At 53.5% G+C, this 11,955-nt stretch carries 11 protein-coding genes; 10 read left to right on the plus strand and 1 reads right to left on the minus strand.

From position 1 onward, the window contains the following. Positions 1-61: 61 nt before the first annotated feature. From JXQ85_RS03135 to JXQ85_RS03150, 4 genes are read left to right on the plus strand one after another with little or no spacing between them, the layout of a single operon-like run. Positions 62-1,015, plus strand: coding sequence for a metal ABC transporter solute-binding protein, Zn/Mn family (locus JXQ85_RS03135; protein WP_421747391.1), 954 nt, complete (start codon positions 62-64; stop codon positions 1,013-1,015). A 24-nt stretch (positions 1,016-1,039) separates the two neighbouring features. Beyond that, a complete protein-coding gene (locus tag JXQ85_RS03140) occupies positions 1,040-1,843 on the plus strand; it encodes a metal ABC transporter ATP-binding protein (RefSeq protein WP_421747392.1) in 804 nt (267 codons plus the stop codon). Between the two features lies 1 nt (position 1,844). After that, a complete protein-coding gene (locus JXQ85_RS03145) occupies positions 1,845-3,050 on the plus strand; it encodes a metal ABC transporter permease (protein ID WP_421747393.1) in 1,206 nt (401 codons plus the stop codon). Next, positions 3,047-3,973, plus strand: a complete 927-nt coding sequence (locus tag JXQ85_RS03150) for a metal ABC transporter permease (RefSeq protein ID WP_421747394.1) — start codon at positions 3,047-3,049, stop codon at positions 3,971-3,973. Before JXQ85_RS03145 ends, JXQ85_RS03150 begins: the two co-directional genes overlap by 4 nt. Here JXQ85_RS03150 and JXQ85_RS03155 read toward each other — a convergent pair. Beyond that, a complete protein-coding gene (locus JXQ85_RS03155; protein ID WP_421747395.1) occupies positions 3,970-4,437 on the minus strand; it encodes an Lrp/AsnC family transcriptional regulator in 468 nt (155 codons plus the stop codon). The two genes, JXQ85_RS03150 and JXQ85_RS03155, sit on opposite strands and share 4 nt — an antisense overlap. Before the next feature lie 149 nt (positions 4,438-4,586). Here JXQ85_RS03155 and JXQ85_RS03160 point away from each other — a divergent pair, with 149 nt between their 5' ends. The 6 genes from JXQ85_RS03160 (at position 4,587) to JXQ85_RS03185 (ending at position 11,892) form a co-directional block, all read left to right on the plus strand. Next, complete coding sequence (locus JXQ85_RS03160; protein ID WP_421747396.1) at positions 4,587-5,021, plus strand: universal stress protein; 435 nt, start codon at positions 4,587-4,589, stop codon at positions 5,019-5,021. A 24-nt stretch (positions 5,022-5,045) separates the two neighbouring features. After that, entirely contained in the window at positions 5,046-6,602 is a 1,557-nt protein-coding gene (locus tag JXQ85_RS03165) for an alanine/glycine:cation symporter family protein (protein ID WP_421747397.1), read from the plus strand. Positions 6,603-6,716: 114 nt separating this feature from the next. Beyond that, a complete protein-coding gene (gene mutL, locus JXQ85_RS03170) occupies positions 6,717-8,615 on the plus strand; it encodes a DNA mismatch repair endonuclease MutL (protein ID WP_421747398.1) in 1,899 nt (632 codons plus the stop codon). Beyond that, positions 8,615-9,913, plus strand: coding sequence for a DNA recombination protein RmuC (locus JXQ85_RS03175; RefSeq protein ID WP_421747399.1), 1,299 nt, complete (start codon positions 8,615-8,617; stop codon positions 9,911-9,913). The genes mutL and JXQ85_RS03175 overlap by 1 nt, the downstream gene beginning before the upstream one ends. 82 nt (positions 9,914-9,995) lie before the next feature. Continuing rightward, positions 9,996-10,322 (plus strand): DUF3775 domain-containing protein, encoded by a 327-nt coding sequence (locus tag JXQ85_RS03180; protein WP_421747400.1) that lies wholly within the window; start codon positions 9,996-9,998, stop codon positions 10,320-10,322. A 112-nt stretch (positions 10,323-10,434) separates the two neighbouring features. Next, complete coding sequence (locus JXQ85_RS03185; protein ID WP_421747401.1) at positions 10,435-11,892, plus strand: NAD-dependent succinate-semialdehyde dehydrogenase; 1,458 nt, start codon at positions 10,435-10,437, stop codon at positions 11,890-11,892. Positions 11,893-11,955: the final 63 nt, after the last annotated feature.

The raw sequence follows: 11,955 nt of genomic DNA on the forward strand, positions 1-11,955 counted from the left end.
ATTGCGTTGACTTTGTTGCGAATAATTCTCATATTCAGTCGCAAGAAGAAGGAAGCCCGAAATGCGATTCTCTCGCCGATTGTTCATGACTGTTGCCGCGGCTGTTATTGCGGCCCCTGTGTACGCTGCTGAGAAGCTTAGCGTTGTGGCCACAACTGGCATGATCGCAGATGCGGCGCGTCAGGTGGGTGGCGAACTGGTGGATGTGCGAGGTTTGATGGGGCCGGGCGTTGATCCACATGCGTATCGGCAAACCCGGACTGACATCGTTGCAATGACGCGTGCGGATTTGGTGCTGTGGCACGGTCTCTACCTTGAAGCGCAGATGGAAGATTTCTTTCATGACCTCGGAGCAAAGCGTCGTGTTGTTGCTGTCGCCGAAGGGCTGCCGAAAGAGGTTTTGAAAGGTCATGACGACTACGCGGATAAATTTGATCCGCATGTTTGGATGGATCCCGAATTGTGGTCCTTGGTGGTTGCTGAAGTCCGCGATTCATTGATTGAACTGCAGCCTGAATCTCAAGTTGTGTTTGAAGCGAACGCGGCTGCGCATCTCGCTGAAATTGCGAAACTGTCCGGCTATTCCAGCAAGGCAATGGCTACTGTGCCTGCAGAGGCGCGTGTCTTGCTGACAGCACACGATGCCTTTGGGTATTTCGGATCAGCTTATGGTTTTGAAGTGCTCGGCATTCAGGGAATTTCCACTCAATCAGAAGCTGGGCTCAATCGGATTAGCACGCTGGTGGATATGCTCGTCGATCGTCAGGTTTCGGCGATCTTCGTTGAAAGCTCTGTTTCTGATCGCAATATCCGGGCCTTGATCGAAGGCGCGGCAGCGAAGGGTCACGAGATCAAAATCGGTGGCGAGTTGTTCAGCGACGCGATGGGCATCGAAGGCACTTATGAAGGCACCTATGTGGGCATGATTGACCACAACGTCACGGTGATCGCAGACGCGTTGGGCGGTGATGTCCCGATGCGCGGTATGCAGAACAAACTCAGCGCCGGGTCTTAAGGCCTACTTGGGAGGAGAGCGATAATGACATTGGCATTGGCGACAGAGCAAGGCGTTGTGACCACTGATCCAATTTCGGAAAGCCCTTTGGCCATCCGCGGTATGACCGTGTCTTATGGTGAAAAACCGGCTGTGTTTTCCACTGATATGACAGTTGCCGAGGGTGCAATGACTGCAATCATTGGACCAAACGGCGCTGGAAAATCGACCCTATTAAAGGCTGCTTTGGGTGTCATCAAGCCGTTGGCTGGCCAAGCGACGGTCTATGGTGCGTCGTTGAAAGCGCATCGCAACCGCATTGCTTATGTACCCCAGCGCGCCAGCGTCGATTGGGATTTCCCAACCCGCGTTTTGGATGTGGTGATGATGGGGCTCTACCGAGAATTGGGCCTGTTGCGCCGCGTGCGTGCGCGTCACACAGAAAAAGCCTTGGCCTGTCTTGATCGCGTAGGCATGGCGGATTTTGCCGACCGGCAGATCGGACAGCTTTCAGGTGGGCAGCAACAACGTGTATTCCTGGCGCGCGCTCTGGCGCAAAATGCCGACCTTTACCTGTTGGACGAACCTTTTGCTGGTGTGGATGCGGCCACAGAAAAAGCTATCATTTCGGTGCTTAAATCGTTGAAGGACGAAGGTAAGACAGTTGTTGCGGTGCATCATGATCTCGCAACGGTGGCTGAGTACTTCGACAATGTGTTTTTGATCAACACGCGCAAAGTAGCCGAGGGGTCAGTTGCAACGACGTTTACTTCTGAAAACCTGAGCGCAACATACGGTGGCCGTTTGGCGATGGCGCAAATCGATCAGCTGGACCTTGCGGCGGGTTGATATGTGGCTTGAGGCCCTTTTTCTACAACTTGGATATAACGCGACTCTGGTAACCCTTGGCGCGATGGCCTTGGGTGTTGCTGCGGGTGTCACGGGAACGTTTCTGTTTTTGCGAAAACGCGCGCTGGTCAGCGATGCGATCAGCCATGCGACCCTTCCCGGAGTTGGGCTTGCCTTTATGATCATGGTCGCCTTTGGCGGCGATGGCCGCAGCTTGGTCGGGTTATTGCTCGGTTCTGCGTTGTCTGCCGGCTTAGGGCTGCTGTGTATTGGGTGGCTGACCAAATACACGCGCCTTGCCGAGGATGCGGCCATTGGGGCTGTATTGTCCGTTTTTTTTGGCTTTGGCGTGGTCTTGCTGACCATAATTCAGAATTTCAGCGCTGGCCGACAGGCCGGGCTTGAAGGATTCCTGTTGGGTTCGACCGCAGGCATGCTGTGGAGTGATGCAGTTGTCATAGCCATCGGCGGGGTGGCAGCGCTTGCCATCGTGATAGCGATGCGCCGCCCGATGACGTTGGTCGCATTTGATCCTGAATACGCAGCAGCGCGCGGCCTAAATGTCGACCGCATTGATCTTGCAATTATGGGATTGGTCATGGCGGTTACTGTGATTGGTCTAAAAATTGTTGGTCTGATCCTGATTGTCGCCATGTTGATAATCCCACCGGTTACAGCTCGGTTCTGGAGCGAACGCACTGATCACGTCGTGCTTTTGTCTGGTGTGCTGGGTGGTATAGCAGCCTATCTCGGAGCCGCGATTTCTGCCGCAGCACCCGCTTTGCCGACGGGTCCGATCATTGTTTTGGTTAGTTTCGCTTTCTTTGCCATCTCGATGCTCTGCGCGCCGAAGCGCGGGGTGTTGGCGGCCTTTCTGCGTCACCACCGATTTCAACGGCGTGTACATATGCGTCAGGGGTTGCTTGCGCTGGCGCAGGGTCAGCCCATTTACGAAGGCTATACGCTGCGCCTTTTAAGATCATCAGGCTTGGTCCAAGCAGATGGGGTTGCTACCGACACTGGCAAAGCGCGTGCCGCAAAGGCTTTGCTCGATGAAAAGCGCTGGGAGCTGGTGCGGGCCGATCAGGCCATGGAAGGGGCTGCTGCATTGTACGATGGTTTGCGAGGACTAGAGACGGTTCTAACCGCGGACCAGATCGCTGAGATCGATGCCAAGTTGGGTGGACCAACGGGAGTGCCTGCATGAGTGGTGCAGAATTTGTTCCCTTGAGTTTGACGCCTCTTTTGATTGGTGTTTTTTCTGCGATTGCCTGTGCGCTTCCCGGTAATTTTCTGGTGCTCCGGCGCCAAGCTTTGATCGGAGACGCAATCAGCCATGTGGTTTTGCCGGGAATTGTTGTGGCCTTTTTGATCACAGGAACGGTTAGCGCTTGGCCTATGATGATTGGCGCCGCCATCGCCTCGTTGATTGCTGTGGTTCTGATTGAAGCCATCCGCCGTCTTGGAAAAATCGAGGCGGGTGCCGCAATGGGTGTGACCTTTACCGCAATGTTCGCAGGAGGTGTTTTGTTGCTTGAGCAAACAGACACATCAAGCGTGCATCTAGATGTCGAGCACGCGCTCTATGGCAATCTTGAGAGTCTTATTTGGTTGGATGCGATCGGCTGGTCGAGCCTTTATGATCTTGATGCATTGGCGGGCCTTCCACCTGAACTTGGTCGGATCTTTGTAACGCTAATTGGTGTGTCGCTGTTTGTTTGGCTGTTTTGGCGACCTCTAAAAATTTCTACCTTTGATCCGGGATTTGCTGAGGCCGTGGGTATTTCAACCGGCAAGATGGGTTTGGCTTTGGTGGTCATGGCAGCGGTTGCCGCAGTCGCGGCCTTTGATGCCGTCGGATCGATTATAGTGATCGCGATGTTCATTTGCCCGCCCGCGGCTGCCCGGATGATGACCAATCGACTGGGGCGTCAGATCGTTTGGTCAGTGACCTTCGCAACCATCAGTGCCGTATTTGGATACGTACTGGCCGGTTATGGTCCGCTATGGCTGGGTGCCAATCACGCGGTCAGCGCGGCCGGGATGATCGCCACCGTGTCTGGGCTGATATTGGCAATGACTGCGATTGTAGGGCCCTGCCGAAAACGTGGTGGCGCGCCTCTAGTTTAGGCGTCTAAGCCTTCCATATTATAGCCACGGAATTCTTTCGCGGTCCTCAGGCTCAACATGGTTTTCGTATGTAGGATTGCTGGGATCTTGGCCAAGCGATCCATCAGTACGCTTTCATAACTTCTGGAGTTTGGGGCCGCGACGCGAATCAAGTAATCAAACTCCCCGGTGATCACATGGCATTCTAAGACGTCATCAATGCGAGCGATGGCTTCCTCAAATGCATCGAAATCTTCGCGACCGTGAGACTTCAGTTTCACCTCGATAAACACTTGAATATGAAGGCCAACTGCCTCTCGATTGACCTGTGCTGCATAGTGGGAAATTTTCCCTTCGCTTTCCAGAATTTTCACCCTTCGGTGACAGGCTGAAAGAGATAATCCGACCTTCTCGGACAGGTTTGCCATCGAAATCTGGCTATCTTTTTGCATAATGGAAAGTATTTGAACGTCTATTCTGTCCATTGAAAAATTTCCTGATTATATCCGTTTCACCCGGTCAATTTTCGAATATTTCCCGATATTATGCAAACTAAAAAAAATATTGTACGCTCATTCCGGGTAAAATGCCCAAGCGCCGTAATGGCGCCTCATAATAATAAGGGAGTGACACCATGTCCGAAAAATTTGCCGTTGGCTTTGACGGTAGCGGTGCAGCTAAACGCGCACTTGAATTCGCAATCGGGCACGCAAAGGCGCACGGGGGATCGGTCGTACTTATTCATGTTCTTGAATGGTCACCTTATTCTTTCCTGACACCAACAGAGTTGGAAGAACGCCATAAGCGTCGCCAAGAAGAATTGGATCGTGCGGAAACCGCAGTTATGAAACCTGTGCTTGATGCATTGGATGACAGCGGTGTTTCGGTCGAAACCGTTATCAAATATGGCCACATTGCCGATACGTTGAATGAAGTTGCAGCCGCAAATGGCGCAACACAGATCGTCATCGGCCGCAACGGTCATAGCGGCATCGGAAGCCGTGTCTTTGGTTCGGTTGCGGGCCATTTGGTGCAAACCGCACCAGTACCTTGCACCATCGTGCCATAACATAAACGAACAGGGACAATGATCATGACATCCATGATGACGCGCGCAGCTATGGCTGCGACAGCGCTAATGTTGGCGGCGATGCCAGCTTCTGCGCAAGGCATTGACCAAAAAATCAACGAAGTCTTTGCGGCTTCCACAGGTTGGTTTGTTGGATTTATCTTCTCTCCATTCCCAGGCACAACGTTCCCTTGGATCGTGGCTTGGCTGGTCGTCGCGGCGACCGTCTTCACACTTTACTTTGCGTTTATTCAGTTGCGTGGCTTCCGCCATGCGATTTCGCTGGTGAAAGGTGACTATTCTGACCCGAACGATGCGGGTGAGGTAAGCCACTTCCAAGCGCTCGCAACTGCGCTTTCAGGGACAGTCGGCCTCGGTAACATCGCGGGTGTTGCTGTTGCTGTCGGTATCGGTGGTCCGGGTGCAACCTTCTGGATGATTCTTGCGGGTCTGATGGGTATGGCATCCAAATTCACCGAGTGTACGCTGGGTGTGAAATATCGTAACGAATACCCAGATGGCACCGTTTCTGGTGGCCCAATGTACTATCTAACCAAAGGCTTCGCAGAACGTGGCTTGCCGGGCGGTAAGATTCTTGCCGTTATGTTCTCCATCTTCTGTATCCTTGGTGCATTGGGCGGCGGCAATATGTTCCAAGCCAACCAAGCTCACGCACAGATCACCAACGTAGTTGGCGACTATCCAGGCGTCATCACGGGCGTCATCTTTGCGGCAGTTGTATTTGCCGTGATCGTTGGTGGCCTTCAGTCTATCGCGAAGGTGACCGAAAAAGTCGTGCCAATCATGGGCATTATGTACGTGGTGACCGCGGTCGTGATCTTGCTGCTTAACTTCGACAAAATTGGTTGGGCGTTCGGTCAAATATTTGAAGGTGCCTTCACGGGCCTTGGCGTTGCCGGCGGTATGGTTGGGGCCTTGATCCAAGGTTTCAAACGCGCGGCATTCTCAAACGAAGCAGGCGTTGGTTCTGCGGCGATTGCTCACTCTGCGGTACGAACCAAAGAGCCAATCACCGAGGGTTACGTTTCTTTACTAGAGCCGTTCATCGATACTGTGGTGATCTGTACAATGACAGCGTTGGTGATCATCATCACAGGTCAACTGCTTATTGATCCAGCAACCGGCAACTACATGTTGAACGAAGCGGGTACTGCAATCGCAACCGTTGACGGCAACGGTGGCGTAGCACTGACATCTGCAGCGTTCTCTGCATCTTTTGGTGGCTTCAAGTACATCTTAGCGCTGGCCGTGATCCTGTTTGCTTTCTCCACCATGATTTCCTGGTCTTACTACGGACTGAAAGCATGGACTTTCCTGTTTGGTGAAAGCAACGGTTCTCAGCTGTTCTTCAAAGTGATGTTCTGCTTCTTCGTGATCGTTGGTGCATCAGCATCTTTGGGTCCGGTTATCGACTTCTCAGACGCTGCGATCTTCGCAATGGCGGTTGTGAACGTTGTTGGCCTCTACTTCCTGATGCCAATCGTAAAACGCGAGTTGGAAGGCTACCTCGGTCGCCTGAAGTCTGGCGAGATCAAGAAATTCGGCACCCCAGCTGAATAAGCTGCTTGCACTTGATCAGGGAAAAGGCCGGAGATTTCTCCGGCCTTTTTTCTTGTTTTGTTCTTTCTGCTTTGCGGTGGCAGAATCGGCGTCATTTATGCTAGATTTGGCGTTATGTTAGTGGAAGACCGCAAAATAAGCGAAAATCAGCCCGTAATTCGTCAATTGGACGAAGGCGCGATCAACCGGATCGCGGCAGGTGAAGTTGTCGAGCGCCCGGCGAGCGCTGTGAAAGAATTGGTGGAGAATGCCGTCGACGCCGGTGCGACCCGTGTGGAAATCGCAGTGGCCGCTGGTGGTAAAACTCTTATCCGTGTCACGGACAATGGTTGCGGTATTTCTGCTGAACAATTGCCTTTGGCACTGAGCCGGCATGCGACGTCGAAAATCGACGGAAGCGATCTGCTGGACATCCACACCTTTGGCTTCCGTGGGGAGGCCCTACCTTCATTGGGTGCGGTTGGCCGGTTGAGCATCACCTCTCGAATGAAAGGGCAGGATGCTGCTAGCATTTCAGTCGCAGGGGGCGAGATCAGCCCTGTGAAACCTGCGGCCTTGGGGAAGGGCACTATCGTTGAGTTGCGGGATTTGTTTTATGCGACACCCGCGCGCCTGAAGTTCATGCGCAGTGACCGGGCTGAAAGCCAGGCGATCAATGATGTGGTGAAACGGCTTGCGATGGCAGAACCATTTGTGGGCTTTACGCTGCGCGATGTGACAGGTGGCGGTGACGGGCGTGTGACCTTCCGCGCGGATGCAGAAAGTGGTGATCTGTTTGATGCGCTGCATGGTCGGCTGGCTCGCATTCTAGGGGCTGAATTCGCTGAAAACGCTCTGCGGATTGATGCAGATCGTGAGGGCGTTAAGCTGATCGGATATGCGGCGCTGCCTACATATTCTCGTGGGTCCAGCACAGCGCAGTATCTGTTTGTGAACGGGCGCCCAGTCAAAGACAAACTGTTGATGGGCGCTTTGCGCGCGGCATATTTCGATTTCTTGTCGCGCGACCGACATCCGGCGGCAGCCTTGTTCATTGATTGTGATCCACAGCTGGTCGACGTGAACGTGCATCCTGCAAAATCCGAAGTCCGTTTCCGCGATCCGGGTCTGGCGCGCGGATTGATTGTTTCTGCTTTGCGTCATGCTTTAGCTGAAGCCGGGCACCGGGCTTCAACTACGGTTGCAAATGCCACTTTGGGGGCAATGCGCCCTGAACCATCAGGACCAGCGCGCGTTTATCAAATGGACCGTCCGTCTTTGGGGGCGCGTGTTGCCTCGTATCAGGCGCAGTCACCTCAACCACTAAGTCCATATCAGGCACCGGGTCTGGCGGAGTCACCCGGTGCTTGGGACAATGCTCCCGGCGCGCCGCTTGTTGAGGCGCCTGTGTCTGGCCGAGTGGATGATATTGAGGCACCCGCGGAACTGGCGCAAAACCCGTTGGGTGCTGCGCGCGGTCAGGTGCATGAGAACTACATCATTGCACAGACCGCTGATGGCATGGTGATCGTGGATCAACACGCGGCTCATGAGCGGCTGGTCTATGAAAAGTTGAAGCGGCAAATGGCTGAAAACGGCGTTGCCGCGCAGGCGCTTTTAATCCCTGATATTGTGGAATTGTCCGCCGGTGATTGTCAGCGCTTGCTGGCACAGGCCGAGGCGCTCTCTGGAATGGGTTTGACGATTGAACCCTTTGGCGGGGATGCGATCGCTGTGCGCGAGACCCCAGCCATTCTCGGTGAAGTAAATGCCCGCTCAATGATTTTGGACGTTCTGGATGAATTGGATGATCAGGGCGAAAGCATGCTGGTGCAGGCCAAGATCGAGGCAATCTTAAGCCGAGTGGCCTGCCACGGATCGATCAGATCTGGTCGACGCATGCGGGCTGAGGAAATGAATGCACTTCTGCGCGAAATGGAAGCCACGCCGCATTCTGGCCAATGCAACCATGGTCGCCCCACCTATGTAGAACTCAAACTGGCCGATATTGAGCGGCTGTTCGGACGGACGTGATGGATTTTTCTGATCCGCAAATTCAGATGTATCTGCTGATTGCAGCTGGGCTATTGATTGCGCTGATCCTGTTGATGTTGCGGTCGGTACTGCGGCAATCGTCGGGTGCGAGCCAGCAAATGGTGATGCTTGCGCAGCGTGTGGATCAGCTCTCTTCTGGCCAAGACCAGCTTGGCGGCAGCTTGACAACCGTTGTTCAGAACCAGGCGCAGGGGCAGAACCAGATCACCAACCTGATGGAGCAACGCCTGGGCGAGGTGCAGTTGAACCTGCATGAGAACCTTTCAAAAGTGCAGCGCCGCACAGGCGAGAACCTCGCAACAATGCAGCAGCAGATGTCTGATAATCTCGCGACCCAGCAGCTGAAGATGCAGGAAAACCTAGCCAATATGCAGATGCGGACAAACCAGTCATTGTCGGAACTGCATGAAAAGATGGGCCAGAGCTTGATGGGCAACGCCAAGCAAACAGCGACTTCACTGACGCAGTTGCAGGAACGTCTGGCGACCATAGACAAGGCGCAAGAGAATATCACTAAATTGTCGGGTGATGTTCTGAGCTTGCAGGATATTCTTAGCAACAAACAGACGCGCGGTGCTTTTGGGGAAATTCAACTGAACGACATAGTGGGCAAGGCTTTGCCGCGGGATAGTTATGCGTTGCAGCATACTTTGCCAAACGGCAAACGTGCGGACTGTCTGATCCATTTGCCAAACCCTCCAGGTCCAATTGTGATCGACAGTAAGTTCCCTCTTGAGGCCTATGAGGCGATGCTGGCGTCTGAAACAGAGGCGGAGCTGAAGGCAGGCATCCAGGCGTTCAAGATCTCGGTGCGTAAACACATCAATGATATTTCTGACAAATATATCATCGAAGGTGAAACCGCCGATGGAGCGCTGATGTTCCTGCCGTCTGAAGCCATCTATGCCGAATTGCATTCCAAGTTTTCTGACCTTGTTCACGAAGGCTTTGCAAAACGCGTCTGGATCGTCTCTCCGACCACCTGCATGGCGACTCTCAATACCATGCGCGCGATTTTGAAAGACGCACGGATGCGCGAGCAGGCCGGAGAGATTCGTAAAGCACTCCGTAATCTACACCGCGACGTTGAGTTGGTCGGCGAGCGCGCAGGTAAGTTGGAAACTCACCTCCGTCAGGCCAATGAGGATGTCAGTGGCATTCTGACCGCCGCATCACGCGCCGGTAAGCGGGCGCATCGGTTGGATAATTTCGACTTTGAAGAACTGGCTCCTGAGCATCCAAATGTTGTTCCTCTGACAAAACAACCGGGTGAATAGGCAGCTGTGCGCCGGCTTGAGCAAGATCAAAGCATACATGTGATAGACTAGGGTAGTGTGGCACTGTGAAAGGAGCCGCGATATGCTTGAAATTACACCATGGAAAGTTGCACAGGTTGCTCTGATGGCGCGCGAATTGGACCGTGCAGAGGGCGAACTGCGTGGGTTTTTTGAACGTCTGACAGACGATGAGATGATCGATTTGGTTGCGATTATGTGGATCGGGCGCGAGAGTTTTGAACCCGGTGATTTGGTCGAAGCCCTTAAGACAGCGCGTGATGAGCGCACCACTCCGTCTGCTGATTATCTGCTAGGGACACCGCATTTATCCGATCACCTTGAAAACGGGATGGATGCGCTTGGGGTTTCGCTTGTGGATGCCGAAGGCGATCTTATGTCTGGCCATTAATACCCTGTATTGGGATTATTCTGGTTGATTTGCCCAATGTGACGATTGGGCATTTGATGTTAGGTGCGTGATGCGAGAAGCTGCGCCGAAGCTTTTTGCATGCGAGGAAATAATGCTGAATCTGAAAGATGCCTCTCTGTTTCGCCAAGCGGTTCCTGTGGGGACACGTTGGATTGAAGCCAATCCAGAAACGGATGCTGCAATTTATAACCCGTCCACGGGTGCTCTGATCGGTCACGTGCCAAACCTGGGCGCTGCGGAAACTGAAGAGGCCATCGCTGTCGCCGAAGAGACGCGCCATGCCTGGGCTGCGCAAACTGCAAAGAAACGCAGCGCGGTCATCCGCCGTTGGTTTGAGTTGTTGCAAGAGAATGCGGATGATTTGGCGACAATCCTGACCGCAGAGCAAGGCAAGCCGTTTAATGAAGCCAAAGGTGAGATTGGCTATGGTGCGGGCTTCCTTGAGTGGTTCGCTGAAGAGGCGCGCCGGGCTTACGGTGAAACCATCCCATCCCCAGTTGCGGATCGTCGCCTTGTGGTCATCAAGCAGCCCATCGGTGTTGTTGCAGCGATCACGCCTTGGAACTTTCCAAATGCGATGATCACTCGCAAAGCCGGGCCTGCCTTGGCGGCGGGCTGTTCTATGTTGCTGAAACCTGCGCCGCAGACGCCGTTTTCAGCGATCGCTTTGGCTATCTTGGCTGAACGGGCCGGTTTACCAACTGGTTTGTTCTCTTTGATCACCGGGGATGCCGTTGCGATTGGCGGTGTCATGACTGCCAGCCCAATTGTGAAAAAGCTGACGTTCACGGGATCAACAGGTGTTGGTTCGTTGTTGTACAGTCAATGTGCGCCGACTGTGAAAAAACTGGGTCTTGAGCTTGGCGGCAACGCGCCGTTTATCGTGTTTGACGATGCTGATTTGGACGCGGCTGCTGAAGGAGCGTTGTGGTCAAAGTTTCGCAATAACGGCCAGACTTGCGTCTGCGCAAACCGCATCTATGTGCAGGCAGGAGTCTATGATGCCTTTGCAGAGAAATTCGCGAAAAAGGTGGCAAGCCTGAAGATTGCAGATGGCTTTGAGGATGGGGCGCAAATCGGTCCGCTGATCGATGAGAACGCTGTAGTTAAAGTTGAGCGTCATATCTCTGATGCTGTGTCTAAAGGCGCATCCGTCGCAGCCGGTGGTCAGCGCCATGCGCTGGGTGGATTATTCTTCGAGCCAACCATCTTGCGAGATGCTACCGAAGACATGGTTTTTGCGACCGAAGAAATATTTGGGCCAATTGCGCCGCTCTTCAAGTTTGAGACTGAAGAAGAAGTCGTCGCAGCAGCGAATGACACCGATTATGGTCTGGCCGCATACTTCTACTCACGCGATATGGCACGCAGCTGGCGTGTGAGCGAGGCACTTGATTATGGCATGGTCGGAGTCAACGCCGGTGTTATAGCCACCCATGAAGCGCCATTTGGTGGAGTGAAGATGTCAGGCCTTGGCCGCGAAGGCGCGCGTCAGGGCTTGGATGAATTCATGGAAGAAAAATACATCTGCATGGCTGGTGTTTCGTAAGCCAAAGTCATTTCAGTCAAAGAAAAAGCCCGCCAGCTGGCGGGCTTTTTTTTAATTATGAGG

Source organism: Cognatishimia sp., from assembly GCF_049116455.1.
Taxonomy (GTDB): domain Bacteria; phylum Pseudomonadota; class Alphaproteobacteria; order Rhodobacterales; family Rhodobacteraceae; genus Cognatishimia.